This window comes from Stenotrophomonas sp. ASS1 (assembly GCF_004346925.1).
GTDB lineage: Bacteria > Pseudomonadota > Gammaproteobacteria > Xanthomonadales > Xanthomonadaceae > Stenotrophomonas > Stenotrophomonas maltophilia_A.
Map to the genome: position 1 here is coordinate 1,608,984 of NZ_CP031167.1, position 21,946 is coordinate 1,630,929.

At 65.9% G+C, this 21,946-nt stretch carries 14 protein-coding genes; 7 read left to right on the forward strand and 7 right to left on the reverse strand.

Annotated features, from left to right (window positions below; genetic code table 11):
• The first annotated feature begins 117 nt into the window (after positions 1-117).
• Both MG068_RS07575 and fauA read left to right on the forward strand, forming a co-directional pair.
• Entirely contained in the window at positions 118-1,056 is a 939-nt protein-coding gene (locus MG068_RS07575) for a helix-turn-helix transcriptional regulator (RefSeq protein ID WP_049422688.1), read from the forward strand.
• Positions 1,057-1,167: 111 nt separating this feature from the next.
• Positions 1,168-3,339, forward strand: a complete 2,172-nt coding sequence (fauA, locus tag MG068_RS07580) for a TonB-dependent alcaligin siderophore receptor FauA (protein ID WP_132809789.1) — start codon at positions 1,168-1,170, stop codon at positions 3,337-3,339.
• 17 nt (positions 3,340-3,356) lie between these two features.
• Here fauA and MG068_RS07585 read toward each other — a convergent pair whose 3' ends face one another.
• The 4 genes from MG068_RS07585 to MG068_RS07600 all read right to left on the reverse strand — a co-directional run bounded on the left by MG068_RS07585 (position 3,357) and on the right by MG068_RS07600 (position 9,557).
• Positions 3,357-4,463, reverse strand: a complete 1,107-nt coding sequence (locus tag MG068_RS07585; RefSeq protein WP_132809790.1) for a YdcF family protein — start codon at positions 4,461-4,463, stop codon at positions 3,357-3,359.
• On the reverse strand, positions 4,463-6,958 hold the full coding sequence (locus tag MG068_RS07590; RefSeq protein WP_132809791.1) for a TonB-dependent receptor: 2,496 nt from the start codon (positions 6,956-6,958) through the stop codon (positions 4,463-4,465). Before MG068_RS07590 ends, MG068_RS07585 begins: the two co-directional genes overlap by 1 nt.
• Before the next feature lie 86 nt (positions 6,959-7,044).
• Positions 7,045-8,202, reverse strand: coding sequence for an ROK family protein (locus MG068_RS07595; RefSeq protein ID WP_132809792.1), 1,158 nt, complete (start codon positions 8,200-8,202; stop codon positions 7,045-7,047).
• Positions 8,199-9,557, reverse strand: coding sequence for an MFS transporter (locus MG068_RS07600; RefSeq protein ID WP_240792121.1), 1,359 nt, complete (start codon positions 9,555-9,557; stop codon positions 8,199-8,201). The genes MG068_RS07595 and MG068_RS07600 overlap by 4 nt, the downstream gene beginning before the upstream one ends.
• 60 nt (positions 9,558-9,617) lie before the next feature.
• Between MG068_RS07600 and MG068_RS07605 the strand changes: the two genes are divergently transcribed.
• The gene (locus tag MG068_RS07605) at positions 9,618-10,100 is read left to right on the forward strand and encodes a hypothetical protein (RefSeq protein WP_049422682.1); all 483 of its coding nucleotides are present in this window, start codon (positions 9,618-9,620) and stop codon (positions 10,098-10,100) included.
• Between the two features lie 51 nt (positions 10,101-10,151).
• Here the strand turns inward: MG068_RS07605 and aceE are convergent, their stop codons facing one another.
• Both aceE and MG068_RS07615 read right to left on the reverse strand, forming a co-directional pair.
• A complete protein-coding gene (aceE, locus tag MG068_RS07610) occupies positions 10,152-12,824 on the reverse strand; it encodes a pyruvate dehydrogenase (acetyl-transferring), homodimeric type (RefSeq protein WP_132809793.1) in 2,673 nt (890 codons plus the stop codon).
• A gap of 244 nt (positions 12,825-13,068) precedes the next feature.
• A complete protein-coding gene (locus MG068_RS07615; protein ID WP_132809794.1) occupies positions 13,069-13,368 on the reverse strand; it encodes a hypothetical protein in 300 nt (99 codons plus the stop codon).
• Between the two features lie 138 nt (positions 13,369-13,506).
• Here MG068_RS07615 and MG068_RS07620 point away from each other — a divergent pair, with 138 nt between their 5' ends.
• The 4 genes from MG068_RS07620 to MG068_RS07635 all read left to right on the forward strand — a co-directional run bounded on the left by MG068_RS07620 (position 13,507) and on the right by MG068_RS07635 (position 19,722).
• Positions 13,507-14,022 carry an RNA polymerase sigma factor gene (locus MG068_RS07620; RefSeq protein WP_049400446.1) on the forward strand — a complete coding sequence of 172 codons (516 nt, stop codon included), beginning with the start codon at positions 13,507-13,509 and terminating at the stop codon, positions 14,020-14,022.
• On the forward strand, positions 14,019-15,041 hold the full coding sequence (locus tag MG068_RS07625) for a FecR family protein (protein ID WP_132809795.1): 1,023 nt from the start codon (positions 14,019-14,021) through the stop codon (positions 15,039-15,041). The genes MG068_RS07620 and MG068_RS07625 overlap by 4 nt, the downstream gene beginning before the upstream one ends.
• Positions 15,042-15,182: 141 nt before the next feature.
• Positions 15,183-18,116 (forward strand): TonB-dependent receptor, encoded by a 2,934-nt coding sequence (locus tag MG068_RS07630; RefSeq protein ID WP_132809796.1) that lies wholly within the window; start codon positions 15,183-15,185, stop codon positions 18,114-18,116.
• Positions 18,117-18,126: 10 nt separating this feature from the next.
• On the forward strand, positions 18,127-19,722 hold the full coding sequence (locus MG068_RS07635) for an alkaline phosphatase D family protein (RefSeq protein ID WP_132809797.1): 1,596 nt from the start codon (positions 18,127-18,129) through the stop codon (positions 19,720-19,722).
• Positions 19,723-19,835: 113 nt separating this feature from the next.
• On the opposite strand, the gene MG068_RS07640 is transcribed toward MG068_RS07635, so the two are convergent.
• Positions 19,836-21,944 carry a phosphocholine-specific phospholipase C gene (locus MG068_RS07640; RefSeq protein ID WP_132809798.1) on the reverse strand — a complete coding sequence of 703 codons (2,109 nt, stop codon included), beginning with the start codon at positions 21,942-21,944 and terminating at the stop codon, positions 19,836-19,838.
• Positions 21,945-21,946: the final 2 nt, after the last annotated feature.

Genomic DNA, 21,946 nt, shown 5'->3' on the forward strand with positions numbered 1-21,946 from the left:
TGAAATGTTATAACGTAACTCTTTGTATCGACAAGGGCGGATTGGGCCTTGCCACCAGGGCTGGATATGAGAACGGTTCTCATATGAGAATGGCGGGTGATTCTTCACCGGCGCACCATGCACAGCCTCACCCTCGCCGACCTGGACCGCCTGGGCCGCAGCAGTGGTTTCCGCTATCGGCTGCCAGCACTCGCGTCCGCCGCCGATTCGGGCGCGCTGTGCGTGGTCGAGGGCAGGGTGGAACAGCGCTGCTTGCGCCCTGGCATCAGCCTGGCGCTGTCGGACGTGGTCGCGCATCAGCCGTTCGAGGCGACTTCGGAGGCACCCCCGCCGTTCGCTGCGATCGTGATGCTGGAAGGTCGTGCCGGAGCACGCCTGGAAGGGCAGGCTGTGATCGGCATGAACCGCGGCGCCGGCGCGATGGTGTTGGCCGATGCCACGCCGATGACTGCGATTCATCCGGCCGGTCAACGGATGCGCAGTCTGAATGTCTCGCTGGATGCACCGGCCGAGATGGATGATCCGGTGATCAGCGAACTGCTGTTGCAGGCGCATCGCCATGGTCGCCGGCGGCTGCACAGCTGGCAGGTACCCGCGCATCTTGAACATGCCGCCGAACAGTTGCTGTCGGGGACCTGGCAGGGCGCAATGCATGCGCTGCTGTGCGAGGGTGTGGGCCTGCAGATGCTGGCGATGGCGTTGGGTGCGCCTGCCCAGGAGGCATCGCCGGACCAGCGTGTTTCAGCACGTGATCGCCGCATGCTGCAACGGGTGATCGACTGCCTGCAGGCATCACCTGCGGCTGACCACAGCCTGGAGGATCTGGCGCGCCTGGCCTGCATGAGCCCGAGCAGCCTGCGGCTGAAGTTCCAGCAGGTGCACCGGTGTTCGGTGTTCGCCTGGCTGCGCGAGCGGCGCCTGCAGTTGGCCTGCGAGCAGCTGCGGCAGGGCTGCAGCGTGCAGCAGGCCGCACATTTCGTCGGCTACCGGCACGCCACCAATTTCGCGACCGCATTCCGCGCGCGCTACGGCATCGCGCCCAGCGAGCTCCGCTGAGTCCGGACCACCGTCGGCAGTGCGCATACGCCTGCTGCGTCCGCGCATACGTGCGCTCACGCTCAAATGACAATAATTCTCATCCAGCCTTTCCTTCCCGCTGGATCTCCCATGCCTGCCTGTTTCCGCCCGTGTGCCCTGGCTAGCGCCATCGGCACGACCCTGGCGCTGTTCAACGCTGCCCACGCCGCCGAACGCACTCCGTCCGTAACGCCTTCCCAGCTTCCAACCGTGCAGGTCACGGCCGACCTCGATGGCAGCACCGAAACGTCGCGTTCCTACACCACCGACTCGATGGGCACGGCGACCGGACTGTCGCTGACCTCGCGGCAGACCCCGCAATCCGTCAGCGTGGTCACCCGCCAGCAGATCGAGGACCGTGGCCTGCTCAGCACCGCCGATGCCTTGGCGACCGCACCTGGCATCTCGGTCACGCGCAGCGACGCCAACCGCTACTCGTTCTCCGCACGCGGCTTCGACATCGACAACTACCAGTTCGATGGCGTGGTGATGCCGGTGCTGTCGCCGTGGAATTTCGGCGAGAACAACCTGGACATGGTGGTGTATGACCGCATCGAGATCGTGCGCGGCGCCAACGGCCTGATGACTGGCGCCGGCAATCCCTCGGCGGCGGTGAACTATGTGCGCAAGCGCCCGCTGCGCGAGTTCGCTGCCAGTGGTGGCATCAGCCTCGGCAGCTGGGACGCACGGCGCGCGTGGGCGGATGTGTCCAGCCCGTTGAGCCGGGAAGGACGCGTGCGTGGTCGCCTGGTGGCGGCGCACGCAGAGGGCGACAGCTACACCGCTGGCCTGGACAGTACGGCGAAGACGCTCTACGGCGTGGTCAGCGTGGACTTGGGCGAGGACACCGGCTTGATCGCCGGCATCTCCTACCAGAGCAACGACAACCGCGGCTTCGGCAGCGGCTTCGCGCTGTTCAACGCCGATGGCACGCGTACCCGCTTCGACCGCTCGGTATCAGCCACCGCGCCGTGGGCACGGATGAGCACCGATACCCGCAACGGCTTCTTCGATTTCAACCATCGTTTCAGCAACGACTGGCAGGCGCGCGTCTCCTACAGCCGATCGCATACCGACATGGAGATGAAGCATCTCTATCGCGGTGGCTATCCCGACCCGGTCACTGGTGCCATGCCCAATGGCAACAGCTTTACCCGCTACGACGGTCCGGTGCGCCGCGAAGCGATCAGCGCCAGCCTGACCGGTCCGTTCCAGCTGTTCGGCCGCCAGCACACGGCGTCCATCGGCTGGTCGCGTTCGCGTGACGAGATCGCGCTCGGCCAGTATCGCGCGCTGGCGCCGCTGCCGCCGCTGGCAAGCTATCTGGACTGGCACGGGCCGGGCACGCCGGAGCCGACGTGGGCCAGCAGCAAGACCCAGGCCGATGACCTGGACAACCATCAGAGCGGTGCCTACGCGGTGGCGCGGCTGTCGCTGGCCGATCCGCTGCACGTGATCGTCGGTGGCCGCATGAGCAACTGGGAGACCGACCAGGTCTACTTTGGCACCAAGCGGAAGTACCGCTACCGCAACGAGTTCGTACCGTATGCCGGTGTGGTCTGGGACCTCAACGGCTACAGCAGCGTGTACGCCAGCTACACCGGCATCTTCAAGCCGCAGAACAACCGCAACGAATCCGGGCAGATCCTCGATCCGGTCAGTGGCCGCAGCTATGAGCTGGGCCTCAAGGGCAGCTGGCTGCAGGAGCGTTTGAATGCTTCGGCGGCGCTGTTCCGCACCCAGCAGGACAACCTGGCCGAGGCCACTGGTGGTCTGGTCGAAGGCAGCACGCAGGCGGCCTACCGTGCGGTGAAGGGCGCAACCGTGGATGGCCTGGAACTGGAGCTGGCCGGCGAGCCGCTACCGGGCTGGAGCCTGGGTACCAGCTTCACCACCTTCATCGCGCAGGATGCACAGGGACGGGCGATCAACACCGCCAAGCCGCGCAGCCTGTTCAAGCTGTTCACCACCTGGCGGCTGCCGGGTGCCTGGGACCGGCTGACGATCGGCGGTGGCGTGGACTGGCAGAACCGCATGTACCAGACCGCCACCGCGCCCGGGAATCGCCGGGTGCCGGTGGAGCAGCCCGCCTACGCGCTGGTCAACCTGATGGCGCGCTACCAGTTCAGTTCCAATGTGTCGGCGGCGGTCAACATCAACAACCTGTTTGACCGCCACTACTACTCGCAGATCGGCTTCTACAATCAGGGCTGGTACGGCGCGCCGCGAAACGTGATGTTCACGCTGAAGGTTGGCTATTGAGGCGGCAGTGGCGAGGTTCAGGGATCCAGTGGATCCATCGGGTCGATGCGAAGTGATTCGGGCGCTGGCACGAAGGTGATCGCGTACGGTGAAATGCGTGAACCGACCTTGCCGGGAACGTAGCCCAGCTCACGGCGGTTGCGCTCGCTGAAGCCGCTGCTGGCGACCGAATCGATATGCGATGGGCTGCTGACCACCAGTGCCGGTTGTCGTGGCGGTGCCGGCAGGGCCGCCAGCAATCGCGCTGCGTTGCGCAGGTTGGTGGTGGTGTGGCGGGCATACGGCTCGATGATGATCGCCTCTGCGGGAATGCCGAAGCGCGCGATCAGCGCTTCGCGCATCTGCACCGCTTCGACGCTGCGGGTGCCGCGCGGATGCACGGCGCCGCCGGAAACGATGATGAAGGGCGCATCACCTGCGTCGTAGCGCTGCGCAGCCGCCTTCAGGCGCAGCTTACTGCCGGCGCTGAGCGGGGTGGTCAGTTCGTCTGGGCCCTGGCCCAGCACGATGATCGATGTGTATGGATGCGCATTCCAATCGAACTGCCGCGCGCGCGCGAATGGCGCGGCGTTCATTCCCGCGTTGATGGGCTCGAAGCGGATCGCATCGAGGCGGTCATTGGCATCAAGCAGGCCCACCGCCACGGCGATGCTGCGATCGAATGCGGTGTAGGCCGCGCCGGCGTCCACTTCGCTCATCTGCATGGCAATGGCAACATCGCCGGCCAGTCGCGTGCTGCCTGCCGCGCCGACCGGGCCGTCGATGGCGTCGTAGCGGGGCGGCTGGCCGTGGCCGTAGACGGAGAGGATGTTGTTGAGGCCCGCAAGCTCCCTTTCTATGGCTGCAGCGCGCGCCGGAACCGCGGTGGTCAGCAGGCCTGCCTGCGCCGGCGTCCAGTGTGCCGCCTCGAGTGTGCAGGCCGCCGTCCGGCAGCCAGTCATGCGCTGGGTGCGTTCGACCATGAGGGCGCGTGCAGGGGCGGGCAGTGCGTCGTGCTTCAGCTGCACCAGGGTTGGAAACAAGCGCCCGGCCAGTACCGTGCTGTCGCGGTCGTCGGCTGCCGCCGCAAGCGGCAGCACAGCCGTGGCCAGCAGGGCGAGGGACAAGCTCAATCGTCGGTGCATCACCAGCTCCTGCTGACCATCAGGCGGACGTTGCGGCCGAACAGCGGCCGCCCATAGATTGCCTCGGCCGAACCCTGTCCGGCCAGCGCGTCGGTGCGGGTGTTGCCCTCGGTGAGCCCCTTTTCATTGGTCAGGTTGTCGCCCACCAGCTGTGCGCCCCAGTTGCCGCGCTTCCATGAAACGCCCAGACCCAGGGTCTGGTAGGCAGGCAACGCGGTCTGGTTGAACAGATCGACATAGGACTTGCCGACCACGTCATAGCGCAGCCAGGTCTCGAACTGGTCCTGGCCGTACTGGAAACTGAAAGTCGGTCGCAGGTTGCCGTAGAGCTTGGGTTCGCGAACGATCTGCTTGCCATTGACCGCCGCCGGATCGGCACCGGAATCGTTCTGCAGGCTGTCGTACTGCGGATCGCTGACCGTGATCGAACCGGCGATGCTGAACCAGTCCAGCGGTCGGAACAGGCCATCCAGCTCGATGCCCTTGGAGACGGCGGTGCCGATGAAGGGCACCGACTGGTCATTGCGGCCGGTCGTCGGATTGAAGGCGACGAAGGACGCATTGAGTGGATCGAACTTGGTGTAGAACGCGGTCAGGTAGAGATAGGACCGGCCGAACCCGGCCTTCAAGCCCAGCTCGTACTGGTCCAGCTGGGTCTGCACGATGGTCGGGTCGATCGAGCGCGCCACCGACGAATTGGGAACGATCTCCATGTGCGACACGCGGGCATAGGCGCCTACGGTGGCAGTGAAATCGTAGTTGGCACCGACCGTCCAGTTGGTGGCGGTCGGGTTCAGGCGATGGTTCTGGACGACGCCGGTGAACCGGCGCGTGGTGTTGTCAGCCAGTGTGTTGCGGTCGCCGAGGTCGACCTGGGCGGTCTGCTCGGCATAGCCCTCGTAGCGGTAGCGCTCATGGCGGATGCCGGCATCAAGCTTCAAGCGGTCCGTCAGTGCCCAGGTGTCATTGGCATACACCGCGAACATGCGGGCATCGACCTTGCCGCGATTGAGGGTGGTGGTGTAACGCAGCGTGCCCTTGTCGGTGACATAGCCCAGTGGGGCGCCATCGTTACCGTAGGCCACCAGATCAAGCAGGCGTGGCTTGCCGCGCATCTCCATCAGCATGTCCTGGTACAGGCTGAAGGACGTGGTGCCGAAGAAGGCGGTGTACGCGCCGATGTTCAGATCGTGGCTGCCCCAGGCCGTTTCAAACAGCCGCGTCGCACTGAAATCGGCCTGACCGGAGTAGAAGTCCGAATCAGCGGCACGGTACTGGGCCGAGATCACCAGGCCGGAGTCGGCGTAGGGATCGTAGGCAGTGGCGCCGTTGCTGCCGGCCAGCGCGTAGCCCATCCGCGCGACACCGGCACCGAAGGCGGTACGGGCCGCGCCCAGATAGCCGTTGGCGAAGCTGCGTGCGTCGACCGGATTGGTGGTCGAGTACAGCGCGTCGAAGGTATTGCGGCCCTTGGTGTAGCCGGATTTCAGCGACAGGGTCCAGTCGGTGGCGGTGTTCTCGTATTGGAAGCCGATGTTGCCGAAGCGCATGTGGCGGCCATCGGCCAGATCGCGGTTCATGCCCTGCAGGACACCGCCGCCATCGAGGTACTTCAGGTTGACACTGCGCAGCGAGGGCGAGTTCAGGGTGCCGTCGAAGTAGTCGATGTAGGGATCCAGCGGGACGCTGGGATTGCGCGGGTCGGCGACCGGGATCGGCAGGTAGAACGTATTGTGGTCGTCAACGAAGGTTCCGCTGACCTTGAACCAGCTGGTGTCGTCGAAGTAGTGCTTGATGTTGCCGCGGATCTGGCCGCCCTTGTCGTTCGGGAAGCCGTTGTCGCGGTAGCCATCGTGCTGGCGCAGGAAGCCACCGACGGCGTAGAACGTGTCCTTGCCGAGCGCGCCCGACTGGTACATCTCGCCGCGGTACAGCCCGGTATCGCCGATGGTCAGCTGCGCCTTGCCGTGGGTCTCTTCCGAGCCCTCGGCCAGGATGTTGTTGACGATGGCGCCGCCGCTGCTGGCATAGATCGGCGCCGGGCCACCACGTACGATCTCTACCCGCTGGTTCATCACATCGAACCGGTTCATGCCGTCGCCGGAATTGAAGAAGTGACCATCCAGCTCCTGGTAGAGCGGCAGGCCATCCTGCTGGAAGGCAATGAAGCCACGATCGGTGGGAATGCCGCGCAGCCGGGTGATGTTCTGCACCTCGCCGCCGGTGGCCTCGACATGGATGCCGGGAACCGAGCCGAGCAGGTCGGCGTAGCTTTTCGGTGCGAGTTTCTGCACGTCTTCGCGGCTGAGTGAATTGACCGCGAAGGACGCATCGAAGCGACGCTGGGTGCGTGCCGCACCGGTGACCACCACCGCATCCAACGTTGCAGCGTCGGCACTGTCCTTGTTCTGGACAGGGGCGTCCTGCGCAGACGCACTGCCGTGCAGGGTGATCAGGGCCAGGGAGATGCCCAGGACCAGAGGGCTGATGTTCATCGGAGGGCGGCCATGCAGGAAAGGGGGACCGCTGCACGGTAGGTCCGGGCGATGACGGAATTGTTTACTTCGGCGGAAATAAACAATTAAGCGGCGGCATCGGCACCCAGCTGATGGATAGGCAGCAGCGCCGCGCCCACCGATACCGCGGATCCTCCCAGCCGTGACACATGCACCTGCGGCAGGCGCAGACTGTCCAGCGCACTGCTCCAGCGTGCCGGTTGCTGCAGGTGTTGCCCCAACACTTCCAGCACCTGCCTCGGCAGTGAGCCGGACAGGATCAGGGCGCCAGGATCGAGCCATGCCACACCGGTATTGGCCGCGACGCCCAGCTGGTTGCCTGCACGTTCTGCCCAGGCATTGATGATGCCGGCATGGGTTTCCAGGCAGGACTCAAGTTCGAACAGTGAAGGAATGCCGGCGCCGGCGTCGCGCAACGTGGCCAGCAGGTCGATGCCCGAGGGACGCGGTGCGTCCATGCGGAACAGGCGACCGATATCCCCGGCATTGCCGAACTCACCGCGCATCACATCACGTCGATGGATCACGCCACCGCCCACGCCGTGGCCGACATACAGCAACAGCGCCGACGCGCAGTCGCGGATCAGTCCGCTGTCGTAGTATTCCGCCAGCGCCGCCAGGGTTGCATCGTTCTCCACCCAGACCGGGAAGCCGAAGTAGTCTTCGAAGAACTGGTCGTTGTCGATATCGCGCCAGCCATGCAGCCAGTCCACCGCGTGCCGGCGTGCCGGACCGGTTTCGACCACGGGCCCGGGAACCGCCACGCCGAGGCCCAGAAAGCGCGCGCGCATGAGCCCGGTGCGGCTGGTGAGGCTGCGCAGGCGCTGGTCCACCGCGTGCACGAAGTCGTAGGGATCTGCGCTGTCGAATGCGGTTGCATCGCGGGCGATGACCTGGCCGGCAAAATCCACCAGCGCGATCTCCAGCCAACCGGGGTGCACCGTGGCACCGGCGGCATAGCCACCCCGCCCGGACAGTGCCAGTGGCACCGATGGACGCCCCCGTTGGCCATCGGACAGTTGTCCCTGTTCCTCGATCACCTCCAGCATCAGCAGTTCGCGCGCCAGGCGGGTCAACGCGCCGTTGTGCATGCCCAGCTGGTGGGCGATGGTGATACGGGGAACCGCGCCCATCGTGCGCAACAGCCAGATGATGCGCTTGTGGTCGGCATCCAGCGCGATCAGCGGCTTGCGGCGCAGCCGCGATGTCGGGGCCAGGTTCATGGGTGCAGGCCCTCGGTATGCGGAAGCGCGACCGGCCAGGCCAATGCGGCCAGCGACAGCAGACTGCCGACGGCAACCAGCGAGACCAGTACGGCAGAGGTGCCCGGATCACCGGCCTGTATGCCGGGCAGCAGCTGGCCCAGCAGCAATGAGGAGGCGGCAATGGACAGTTTCATGGTTCCAGTGAGCAGCGCAAAACAGCTAAGGTCATCCTCGCGCCCGCTGCGGGCGGCATGGCGACGGGCGATCAGCGCGGTGCGCCGCCACAGCACCAGGCCGACACTGGCTACCGCCGCCCCATGGACAGCGGCACACGCAATCGCGACAGGCAGGGAGGGCTTGGCCTGGTAAACGCAGACGGCAGCGATGACCAGCACCGACATCAGCGCGATCAGGCCTGTCTCGCTGCACAGCGGGGGGCGCAGGCGCAGATGGAGCCAAGGCGCGACCACCATGCCCGCGACCATGGCGAAGGTCAGCGCTGCGCCCTGGTCGGCAAAGGGAAACAGACGCCCGGCCAGGCCCACCAGCGCCGTCTCTACCGCTGCGGCCAGCAGAACCGGCAGCAGTGCCGGCAGCGGCAGGGCGCCGGCAACGGGCCTGCTGGTTGTGGCGGGCTGTGCGGGCGTGGCGATGCAGGCCAGGGGAAGCGCGGCGGCCGCGATCAGGATGCCGATGATCATGCAGATCAGCAGCGCGCTGCCACTGCCTGCAGATTCAGGTGCACCGACCACGCCGAACAGTGCTGCAGCGATGCACAGCTTGGAGATCGGTACCACTACCGCGCGAGCGGAAACGTAGCGCATGGCCTCGTTCTCGTCGCGGGGCAACAGCGAAGTCAATGCATTCTGGGCCACGTCGTAAACCGCGTAGCAGGTACGGAACAAGAGCGAGGCGGCCAGCAGCGGCAGGAAGGCGGGCTCGGTCGCGGTGCTGGGGCTGAACAGCAGGCAGGCGCTGGCGGCGGTGCCGAGCCCGCCGATCAACTGCAGGCGCAAGGCGAGGCGACGCTGGTCGTGCAGGCGGGTGAACACGGCGGCCAGCAGCAAGTCGAGCACGCTGCTGTAGGCCAGGGAGATCGCCAGCAGTTGGCCGGTGTGGGCAGCCGACAGCCCCAGCCGCGCGTGCAGGTAGTAGCCGAGTGCCAGGTCCACGAACGACCAGACCAGAGTGCGGGCGAAGTGGCCGGCGGCATAGAGCCGCCGCAGCGATGGCTGCGCGTTCAACGCTGTTTTTGGGGGAGGAGGCCGGAGATCCGGGATCGTTCTACTACCCCTGTGTGACAGCGGTCTGACATGGTGCGAGGTCGGCCATTCAGCGAGTGGCTTGCAGCACACGCCGTGGGCGAGCAGCATTGACCGTGCTGCGCCCCACAACGCCTCACGCAGAGCCTTCTTCGCCGAATGGAGCAACGTATGAAGCTGTTGTCCGCTGTGTTGTTGTCTGCGCTTTCACTTCCTGCCGTTCCGGCGCTGGCAATGGAGGCATCTCCTTCGCCGCTGTTGGGGCGCTGGTCGCTGGATATCGCCACGTCCGCGCTACCCGAAGCGCAGCGCCCGAAGCACGTGGTGCTGGAGTTCAAGGACGCCGGTGCGGGGCGTTGGAGTTCACACGTGGACATCGTCCTGCACGACGGCAAGACCATGAAGTCCGACGGCACGCTGGCGCTGGATGGCACGCCGGGGCCCTTGTCCGGCACCTATGGCGCAGACAAGGCCAACCTGAAACTGCCAGCGCCGAACACGCTGGTGATGCAGCTGGTGGACCACGGCACGCCGGCCTCCACCCGTATCTATACCGTGGCGGCCGACCGCTCGACGATGACCGAGACCAAGGCGTTCTACGGCCACGACGGTACGCCGATCCTGCAGACCAATCTGTTCAAGCGGATGCCCTAGCGTTGCCGCCGGCACCACGCCCGTAGAACGGGCGTGGTGAATGCAGCAGCCTTACACCGCGGCCGGGTCGCGCTTGCCGGTGTCGATGCCGTACTTGTCGATGGCGTCCTGCATCCGCGCGCGCTCGATGCGGCCTTCGTCGGCCAGCGACTTCAGGGCGGCCAGCACGATGAAGTGGCGATCCACTTCGAAGAACGTGCGCAGCGACTCACGCGTGTCGGAGCGGCCGAAGCCATCGGTACCGAGCGCGGTGAAGCGGCGGTCGTTGATGAAGGGACGGATCTGGTCGCCGACGATCTTCATGTAGTCGGTGGCCACCACCACCGGGCCTTCATGGCCCTGCAGGCACTGCTGCAGGTAGGGCACGCGGGGCTCCTCGGCCGGATGCAGCAGGTTCCAGCGCTCGGCGGCCAGGCCATCGCGGCGCAGTTCGGTCAGGCTGGTCGCGCTCCACACATCGCTGGCGATGCCGAAGTCCTGCTGCAGCAGTTCTGCCGCGGCTTCCACTTCGCGCAGGATCGAACCGCTGCCCATCAGCTGCACGCGTGGCTGCGAGTCGCTGTCGGCGTCCGCCGGGTGCAGCAGGTACAGGCCCTTCAGGATGCCGGCCTCGGCGCCCTCGGGCAGCGCCGGCTGCGGATAGTTCTCGTTGAGTACGGTGATGTAGTAGTAGATGTCTTCCTGCTCGACGTACATGCGGCGCAGGCCGTCGTGGATGATCACCGCCAGCTCGTAGTTGTAGGTCGGGTCGTAGGATACGCAGCTCGGGATGACCGACGACAGCACGTGGCTGTGGCCGTCGTCATGCTGCAGGCCTTCGCCCATCAGCGTGGTGCGGCCGGAGGTGGCACCCAGCAGGAAGCCACGGGTGCGCGCATCGGCGGCGGCCCAGGCCAGGTCACCGACGCGCTGCAGGCCGAACATCGAGTAGAAGATGTAGAACGGGATCGTCGCCAGGCCGTGGTTGCTGTAGGCGGTGCCGGCGGCAATCCATGAGCAGATCGCACCGGATTCGTTGATGCCTTCCTGCAGGATCTGGCCGTCCTTGGCTTCCTTGTAGTAGCTCAGCTGGCCGGCATCCTGCGGGGTATACAGCTGGCCCAGGTAGGAGTGGATGCCGATCTGGCGGAACAGGCCTTCCATGCCGAAGGTGCGCGATTCATCGGGCACGATCGGAATGACCAGCTTGCCCAGTTCCGGGTCCTTCAGCAGGCTGGTGAGAATGCGCACGAAGCCCATGGTGGTGGACTGTCCGCGATCGCCGCTGCCCTGCAGCTGGGTGTTGAAGATCGACAGCGGCGGCAGCGGCAGCGGATCGACCTTGGCCAGGCGCGCGGGCAGTTGCCCGCCCTGGATGCGGCGGCGCTCGGCGAAGTAGATGGCTTCGGCGCTGCCCGGTTCCGGACGCAGGTACGGCATGTCCTCCAGCTGGTCGTCGCTGACCGGCAGGTTGAAGCGGTCGCGGAAGGCGCGCACCGCGTCGGCGCTCATTTTCTTCAGCTGGTGGTTGATGTTCTGGCCTTCACCGGCTTCACCCATGCCGAAACCCTTGACCGTCTTGGCCAGGATCACGGTGGGCCGGCCGCTGGTGTTCACTGCCTGCTGGTAGGCGGCGTACACCTTCTGCGGATCATGGCCACCACGCGCCAGCGCCCAGATGTCGTCGTCGCTCATGTGCGCGACCAGCTCCAGCAGTTCGGGGTAACGGCCGAAGAAGTGCTCGCGCACGTAGGCACCGTTCTGCGACTTGAAGGTCTGGTAGTCGCCGTCCACGCATTCCATCATGCGCTGGCGCAGCAGGCCGCTGTGGTCGCGGGCCAGCAGGTCGTCCCAGCCGCTGCCCCAGATCAGCTTGATCACGTTCCAGCCGGCCGCGCGGAAGGTGCCTTCCAGTTCCTGGATGACCTTGGCGTTGCCGCGCACCGGACCGTCCAGGCGCTGCAGGTTGCAGTTGATCACGAACACGATGTTGTCCAGCCGCTCGCGACCGGCCAGCGAGATCGCCGCCAGCGATTCGGGCTGGTCCATCTCGCCGTCGCCGAGGAAGGCCCATACTTTGCGGCCCTGGTGTTCTTTCAGGCCGCGGTATTCCAGGTAACGCATGTAGCGCGCCTGGTAGGCGGCGGTCAGCGGGCCCAGCCCCATCGACACGGTGGGGAACTGCCAGAACTCCGGCATCAATCGCGGGTGTGGATACGAGGACAGGCCTTCGCGCCCGGCTTCACGGCGGAAGTTGTCCATGCGCGCCGGATCGATGCGGCCTTCCACGTACGCGCGGCCATAGATGCCCGGCGCGGAGTGGCCCTGGATGTAGATCATGTCGCCGTCGAAGGTGTCGGTACGGCCACGGAAGAAATGATCGAAGCCCACGTCGTACAGTACTGCCGCCGACTGGTAGGTGGCGATGTGGCCACCGACGTTGGAATGCTTGCCGGCACGCAGCACCATCACCATCGCGTTCCAGCGGATCATCGCGTTCAGGCGGCGCTCGATGGCCAGATCACCCGGGTAGGCCGGCTGGCGCTCGGGCGGGATGGTGTTGACGTAGGCGGTCCAGGCACGGGTATGCAGGTCGCCATGCTGCTGTGCATCCAGCTCGCTGAGCTGGTCGATCAGGTAGTGCGCGCGCGGCCGGCCACCGGCCTGCATCACCGCTTCCAGTGATTCACGCCACTCGCGGGTTTCCAGCGGATCGGTATCGAAGGGAATGAGCGCTTGGTTCATGACTGTCTCCAGAGGGCGCCGGTCGGACTTCTGCCTGGGCGACAACACCGGCAGGGCGCACAGCACTGGAGCGGGGTCGCAACGGCGGGGCCGTGACGCGAAGGGCGACCGTGGCGGCCGCCGAGAAGACAAGCGTAGGCCCGGCCACCCGGCTTCGATAGGCGGGCAGGGCTTGGGTCTCTGGCAAGCAAGGGTTGGCACGTGGCGCCGTATCATGGGCGGGCGCGCCGGGTGCGGCCGCTGATCAGGCCGGGGACAGGCCCGGGAAGAACATCGGGATGACCGCCACACCAACCCCCAGCAGGCACCAGGCCACGATCGGCAGCCAGCCCGAGAGCTGCTGGCAGCGTTCCGGCAAGCGGCGCCCTCCGATCCACAGCAGCAGGGTGAGCAGGCCCAGCGCGTAGGCGAGGGCGACGACCACCGGATGCACGTGGACGACACGGCTGGGCGGCCACATCTGCTGCTGGTAGGCGGTGGTGTGTGCGACCAGCAGCAGGAACAGCAGGCTGCTGAGGGGGTTGATGGCGGTGCGGGCGTTCATTGCGGGGCACTCCTTGTGCCGGCTGCCGGAAACTGCAAGGGCGGCATTCTAGCGGCTGCGTGCCGGCAGTTGAAACGCCACTGTCATCGATGGCCGTCACCCTGCGGGGCTTTCCAGCCTTGGGGTGGTTGGCCGGCCGTGAACAGCGTGAGGATCTGGGAGAAGAGCTATGCGCTGCGGCGGCGGCTGCTGCGCGGCTTCTTCCTGCGCCGGGGTTCTGCCAGCGAAGATGCCGAGGATCTGGCGCAGGAGGTTTACCTGCGGCTGCTGCGCAGCACCGGTGAGCATGCCGACGCGGTCGAGAACCCGGAAGCCTACCTGTTCACCGTGGCCGCCAATCTTGCACGGGAGCACGCGCGCGCGCGTTCTTCGCTGCCGCCGCTGGAGGACGTCGACCTCCTGGCCGAAGTGCTGAAGAGCGAAGAAGACATCGAAGGCGAATTCGAGCGCGCGCAGCGCTGGAACGATATCCGCACCACCATCGCACGGCTGCCGGCGACCACGCGGCGGGTGATGGAGCTGCATTACCGCGACGGGCTGGACTGCCCGGCAATCAGCCAGCAGCTGCAGGTCTCGGTGCACATGGTGCGCAAGCATATCGGCAAGGGGCTGGACGCCTGCAGGAAGGCGCTGGGCGCCAGGGAGCTCACATGAAACGGAATCCATCGGGTGCGGCCGACGACGCGATCGCCAGCGAGGCCATGGACTGGTTCCAGCGCAATCGCGAGGGCGTGCTGGGCGAAGCCGAGCGGGTTGCGTTGCTGGACTGGATGAAGCGCTCGCCGGAGCATGTGCGCGCCTATATGCACGCGCTCGCACTGCACCGGCAGGTTGGTGAGGCGCTGCAATCGGCATTGGCTGAAGAGGCCTCGGTGCCGCCACAGCAGGCCGCTGCCAAGGTCGTGCCGCTGTTCGGACACGCACAGGCCCCGCTGCGCAGTGCGCCGCACAGCCGTCGCACGCGTTGGTGGGTGGCGGCTGCCGCAGCCTGTATCGCCCTGCTCGGCGTGGGCCTGGTTCCGCAGCTGATGCCTACCGAGCAGCTTTACAGCGCCGGACATGGAGAAATTCGCGACCTGGTGCTGCCCGACCAGACCCAGGTGCGGCTCAACGCGGACAGCCGCCTGCGGGTGCGCATGGGCGGGTTCAGCCGCAGGGTGGAGCTGCTGCAGGGCGAGGCCACGTTCGACATCGCCCAGGACCGACGGCCGTTCGAGGTGCGGGTGAACGGATTGCAGATCCGCGATATCGGCACGGTGTTCGACGTGTCGCGACGGCTGCAGGGCACCCGCATCGGTGTGGTTTCCGGCGAGGTGGAAGTGTGGAGCCACGGTGCGGATGCGCGGCGTCTTGCACAACTGGGTAAAGGCCAGGTGGTGCAGGTCGACGCGCGCAGCCATGCGGTCGAGTCGTTGGATGTGCCGTTGTCGATGCTGCTGGACTGGCAGCAACGCAAGGTCTCTTTCCTGGACGAGCGGCTGGATGAGGTGGCCGCCGCCTTCAACCGCCACAACCAGGTGCAGGTGCGGGTGCTGGATGAAGGTGCGGCGTCGGCGCGGTTGTCCGGCAGCCTGGACGCGCATCGCATCGGTGCGCTGCAGGCCTTCCTCGAGCGCGACCCGCGCTTCGTGGTGCGGCGAGAAGGCGACACCGTGCGGGTTGGCAGTCGCTGAGGTCGACATGGCCGTGCGTTGTCAGAAAAAATTCATCAAATCCGCGTTCTCCACTTCGGTGGATGCGGGCTCTTACTTGGGAGAAGCCGCTGCCGAGTCACGCAGCGGCACCTGCTGCTTTCTCTCTTCCAAGGACCCGTGATGCGCAACACGCTCTACCTGTCGATCATCCTCGCCCTGTCTCCCTGCAGCGTGCCGCTGGCGGCTGCGGCCACTGCCGATGGCCTCGAGGCCCGCGTTTCGGCGCCGATCGCGGCGCAGCCGCTGGCGCGCGCGCTGGAGCAGTTGTCGCGCAGTTCCGGCGTGCAGTTCCTGTATTCGGGCAGTGGTGAAGCGCACATGGCCGGGGCGGTGCCGCGCGGTGCCACCGTCAAGCAGGCGCTGGACGCGCTGCTGGCAGGGACCGGCCTGGGCTACACCGTGGTGGATGGCAACGTCATCGCCATTGATCCTGCGCCGGCACACAACGAACCGAAGCCGGCCGCGCCGAAGCCGCGCGAGGCCGAAGCGGTGGTGGCGCCGACCCTGGGCACGGTGAAGGTGATTGCTGCGCATGAGGTGATCGACCAGAAGAAGACCTCGCCGGTGATCAAGGATTCGGTGGTCTACGACGAGATGGACAGCTACGGCGACGAGACACTGGCCGAGAGCCTGATGGCCGCGCCGGGCCTGAGTGCCGTGGAGGATGCCGGTGAGCCCCGTTACGTGACGGTGCGTGGCGTGCAGGCCAACCTCAACTACACCACCATCGACGGCATCGCGATTGCCAGCGTGGGTGGCAGTGGCTCGGGTGAGCGCATGAACAACCTGCAGCTGATTCCCAGCGACATCGGCACCCGCACCGACATCTACAAGAGCTTCAGCGCAGAGCAGGCGCCGGATGCGATCGGCGGCGTGATCGACATCATCAGCCGCAGTGCCTTCGACCGGTCCGGCAAGTACGTGTTCGCCGATGTGGCTGGTATCTACTCCACGGCCGAGACCAATGTCGAGCGCAGTGCCGGTGGCAACCACGAGACCCTGGGGCATTTCGGCAAGAGCGCCAAGATGGTGTTCTCCAACCAGTTCGGTGCCGACCAGGAATTCGGCCTTGTTGCGGTAGCGCGCTATGAGCAGCGTTCGCGCAACAGCGTCAAGCGCTGGGTGGAGTCGAACTACTACTACAACGACGCCGGCAAGTACCTCACCGACGGTACCACGGGGCCGGACGAGGCCAAGGGCTGGAACGGGCTGCGTGCGCCCGGCAATTTCAGCACCGGCACCTACACCAACTTCATCACCAACTTCGGTGGCTCGGCCAAGCTGGAATGGAAGCCATCGGACGATCCTTTCTACGCGTCGTTGCTGCTGTACTCGTACCGGTTCTACGAGAACTCGACGATGAACAAGACCGATCTGTACGGCAACGCCAAGTTTCCGATCCGCAACCAGACCGAAGACAGTGGCACCACCCAGATCAACAGCATCTACATCAAGAACCGCCACGACCGCTGGGACCGCAGCAACCGTGGCGCCATCGCCAGCTTCAACTGGGATATCGGTGATCGCTCGCGGCTGACCCTGCGTGGCGGCCATACCGAAGAGACCTTCCACAACAACCAGGTCTACTGGGGTGTGCGCGCCTACCCAAGCAATCTGTTCGTCGACTACGAGAACGACAGCCATGGTTTCCCGAACGCAGTGGCGGTTTCCGATTCCAGCCTGTTGACCAGCTCGGCGTTCAAGCTGAACCCGGCGCAGGCCTATGTCTCGCCGCGCGACGCCAAGGAGAGCATCGACAACCTGCGTGCCGACTTCAGCTACAACGTCGACGCCGATGCGCGTGGCTTCGGCCTGGCCGCCGGCGCCGAATACCGCCATCTGAAGATCTGGCAGGACATCGACTTCGACTACTTCAAGAGCAGTGCCACGCTCAACGATTACCTGTATCCGGGTTCGACGCTGCTGGGCAGCGTGCCGGGCTTCCCGCTGATCGACAACCGCAAGTGGAACGAGGAACTGCTGCCGAAACTGGGCAACAACAATGCGGCGTATCCAAATGCCAACTTCACCAGCGACTACAAGTACGTGGAGGACATCACCAATGCCTACGTGTCCGCACACTACGCCTGGGACCGACTGCTGCTGATCGGCGGCCTGCGCTACGACCACACCCGCTTCGATGCCTACAGCCCATTCAGCGATGATGGCGGCACTACGTATACCTCTGCCTTCCGCAATACGAGCGGTGGCTACAACAACCTGCTGCCTTCATTGAATGCGACGTTCAAGTTGAGCGAGGACCAGCGCCTGCGCTTCTCCGCCAGCCGAACGCTGGGCCGGCCGACACCCAGCAACATCGCCCAGGCCACCAGCACCAGCTGTGGTGATGACGAGGAGGGCAGGGGCTTCTGCACCATCAAGCAGGGCAACGCCAACCTGCAGCCGCGCCGTTCCACCAACATCGACCTGGCGTGGGACCTGTACTTCAACGGCAACAACGGCCTGGTCTCGGTGGCACTGTTCGACAAGGTGATCAAGGACGACATCTACACCCTGACCACCTTCGAGAACGTGGGTGACACGCGCTACCGGGTCACCCAGCCGATGAACACCGATGAGTCCAGGCTGCGCGGCGTCGAGTTCGCGGTCGCCAATCGCAACCTGCAGTGGGGCCGTCAGCGCTTCGACATGTACTTCAACGCCACGCGGCTGGAAGGCCAGACCAACTACCGCATCAGTGATGGCACCGAACGCCGCCTGGACCGCCTGCTGTACCAGCCGGACTGGTCGCTCAATGGGTCGGTGATCTGGCGCATGCCGTGGAAGAGCGCACAGCTGCGCCTGTCCGGTACCTACCGCAGCCGGATGCTGGTCGACTTCGGTGATACCCAGTGGCTGGACTCGTACTACGACCCATACATGACCTTCAACTTGGCCTTCAGCCACAAGGTCAGCAAGCACGTGACGCTGAAGTACGAGGCCAAGAACCTGTTCAACACGCAGCCGACCTACAGCACCGGTCCGAACGGGCGCTTCCGTACCGAGATCGACGACTACGGCCGCTTCTTCTACTTCCACATCATCTACAACTGAGGGCGCAGCCGTGGATACGATCAATCGCAGGCGATTCCTGGCCCTGGCCGGCCTGTCTGCTGCCGGCGCGTGGATGGGCACGGCGCACGCGCTGGCCGCACAGACCGATGCCGCCGCGCTGAACCCGCGCAACCTGCTGGCGTCGCCGCGGTTCGCCAGCACGCCGTTCACCCTGGGCGTGGCCTCGGGTGATCCTTCGGCCGATGGCATGGTGCTGTGGACACGGCTGGCGACCGAGCCGCTGGTGTTCGGCGGTGGCATGCCGACCCGGCCGATGGTGGTCGAATGGCAGCTGGCCGCGGACGAGGGCATGCGCAAGGTGGTACGCCAGGGTTCGGCGATGGCGCATCCCGAACTCGGCCACGCCGTGCACGTGGAGCTGGGTGGGTTGGCGCCCGCACGGCCTTACTGGTACCGCTTCACCGTAGGCGGCCACGCCAGTGCGGTCGGTTGCACCCGCACGCTGCCCGCAGCCACGGCCGCAGTGGATCGCGTGCGGTTTGCGGTGGCCGGTTGCCAGCACTACGAAGAAGGCCACTACACCGCGTGGCGGCGCATTGCCGAGGAACCGCTGGATTTCGTCTTCCACTACGGTGATTACATCTACGAAGGCGAAAGCCAGCCGGGCCTGCGGAGAATGAACGGCCAGCCGTTCACCAACCTGCGCAATCATGTCGGGCCGCAGACCTACACGCTGGACGACTACCGTCGCCGCTACGCCCAGTACAAGAGCGATGCCGACCTGCAGGCCGCGCATGCATCGGCGCCGTGGTTCGTCACCTTCGATGACCATGAAGTGGACAACAACTGGGCCGGCGCCGAAGACCAGGACGATACGCCCAGCGAAGTGTTTTTGCTGCGCCGCGCACAGGCGTTCCAGGCCTACTACGAGAACATGCCACTGCGCCGTTCGGCATTCCCGCGCGATGGCCATATGCAGATGTACCGGCGCGCACGCTATGGCACGCTGATGGACCTGCACCTGCTCGACACCCGCCAGTACCGCAGCAAGCAGGTGAACATGGCGCTGCGTGAGGAGGTGGAATCGCCGGAGCGCAGCATTGTGGGGGCGAAGCAGGAGCGCTGGCTGTTCGACGGCCTGGCCGATGCCACGCCACGTTGGCACACCATCGCCCACCAGGTGGCACTGGGCAACTACATGCGCGAGAAGGATGGTGTGGTGCAGTCGTCCGACGACCAGTGGTCGGGCTATCTGGACAGCCGCCGGCGCCTGCTTGACCACATCCAGAAGGTTGGCTTCGGCAATGTAGTGACCGCCTGCGGCGACGCGCATCGGCACTACGCCAGCGACCTGGTGCAGGACCATCGTGATTCAGGCGTGGTCTCCAGTGAGTTCCTTGCCACTTCGATCACTTCGGGGGCCGACGGCCAGGGCGTGGATGCGTACGCCAGGAATCAGCTCGCGCACAGCCCTTATCTGAGGGCGACCACCGACAAGCGTGGCTATGTGCTGTGCGATGTCACCCGTGATGCCTGGATCGGCGACATGAAGACGCTGGATACCGTGATGCAGCCGAATGGAACGGTGCAGAGCTGGAAGCGCTACGCGGTGGAACACGGCCGGCCGGGGTTGCAGGAGGCCTGATCAGCCAGCACCACTGTAGAGTCGAGCCATGCTCGACTGCTTTTCGATCGTTCTTCGATCATTGACCGGAAAAAGCAGTCGAGCATGGCTCGACTCTACAAGGGCGGAGCGGCTCAATCGTGCTCGAGGCGCAGTGGTTCGCTGCCCATCGCCGGGTCACTGGTGCCAGGACGCCCATCCTCGGCACGGCCCGCCAGGCGCAGCACACTCTCACCGGCGTTGACCTGCAGGTCGTACCAGCCCGCGGTAGGCGTTGCATCCCACGCCAATGCGGTCTCCGCATGCGCCGGCAGCGCAAGCGTCTGTTCCGGCATGTGCCCGGCATAGGCACCGGCATGCACGCGCAGCTGCTGTGCGGTATCGCTGAGATTGCGCAGGTGCAGCCGCAGCTGGCCGTCGGCGCGCTCGACCGACGCCTGCACGACGGGCCCTTTGGCAGCACCCTGGAGGTGACGGTGGAAGCCGTTCGGGCCAAGCAGCCACAGGTCGTAACGCCCCTGTGCATCCAGCGCCCAGCGTTCGCGCAGTGGCGTGCCCGGTATCAGTGTATAGCGGCGTGGCACTGCACCCAGCCGCAGCCGATCGTAGACATGCAGGACCGCTGCCGCACCTTCGCAGGACAACACCAGTTCCACGCCCGATGTGTCGATCGCGGCAATCGATGCCTGCGGCCGATAGGGCAGGGCACGCGCCGGACGTACGCCACGTTCCTGTTGCGCCGGTTCCAGCCCCTCCGGCAACGCTGGCACGGTGCGTCCTGGCAGGGCGGCGGCACGTGCGGCCGCCGCGCTCACGTCGGGCAGGCCGCGTACGAACGGACGGGTATCGCGCTGGGCGAAGTCGAAGGCGTTGCTCAGGTCTCCGCAGACCGCACGGCGCCAGGGTGAGATATCCGGTGCGGCCACGCCGAAGCGGCGTTCGATCAGCCGTATGACCGAGGTGTGGTCGTACACCTGCGAATCGACCCAGCCACCGCGGCTCCAGGGCGAGATCACGTACAGCGGCACGCGCGGACCCAGCCCATAGGGGCGGCCGCGCAGCTCGGCGGCGTCGTACTTCTCGTCGCCCGGTGCCGGATGGCGGTGGTACTCGCCTTCGGTACTGACCGAAGACATACCCGCCCAGCCACCGTTTATCGGTGAAGGCGGTGCCGGTGGCGGCATGTGGTCGAAGAAGCCGTCGTTCTCGTCGAACATCAGCAGCAGGGCGGTGCGGCTCCACACTTCTGGATCGGCGGTCAGTGCATCCAGCACGCGAGCGGTATAGGCCGCGCCCTGGGCCGGGCTGGAGGGGCCGGGATGCTCGCTGCCGGCCGCGTCGGCGATGATGAAGCTGACCTGCGGCAGGCGTCCATCGACCACATCCTGGTGCAGCTGCGCCAGGCCACGGGTGCTGACGCCGCGTGCGCGCAGCTGCGGGTCATGCCCCGGCGCAGCGCGGTAGGCCTGGCGGAACGCCTCGAAGCCGGCCAGCGGGTTGTCGGTGAAGTTGTCGGCCATGTCCTGGTAGATCTGCCAGGAGACGCCCGCCTTCTGCAGGCGTTCGACATAGCTGGTCCAGCGATACGACGCCGGATGCCCGCCGTGCTCGGGGAAGTTGTCGTGCGAGTTGGCGATCACCGGACCGCCAGCACGCGCGTGTGCATCATTGTGACCGGTCCACAGGAACACCCGGTTCGGGTTGGTTCCGGCCTGCATCGCGCAGTGGTAGGCGTCGCAGATGGTGAAGGCATCGGCCAGCGCGAACTGGAAGGGCAGGTCGCTGCGCTGGAAATAGCCCATCGAATGGTTCTGCTTGGTCTTCGGCCATTGCCCCATGCGTCCATGGTCCCAGGCCTGTTGTGCATCCGGCCAGGTGTGCGGTGTGCCCTCCACCCGCATGTAGCCGAAGTGCGCAGCGGTATCCAGCGGGAACGGTGCGATCGCGCGCGTGCCGCTGGCATCGGGTTGCAGCCACAGGCTGCGCGTGCGGCCGCCGGCCTGCAGCGCAGCGGCCGGAGCCACGAAGCGATCGCCGAACCCCCGTACGCCCGGCAGCGTGCCGAAGTAGTGGTCGAACGAGCGGTTTTCCTGCATGAACACCACGATGTGCTGCAGGTCTTCGAGGCTGCGCGTCTGCGCGGCGGGGGCGATCGCTGCGGCCCGGGCGATGCTGGGAAGCAGCGGAGAAAGGCCGGCGGCAACGCCGGCCTGCAACAACCGGCGTCGGCCGATATCAGTCACGG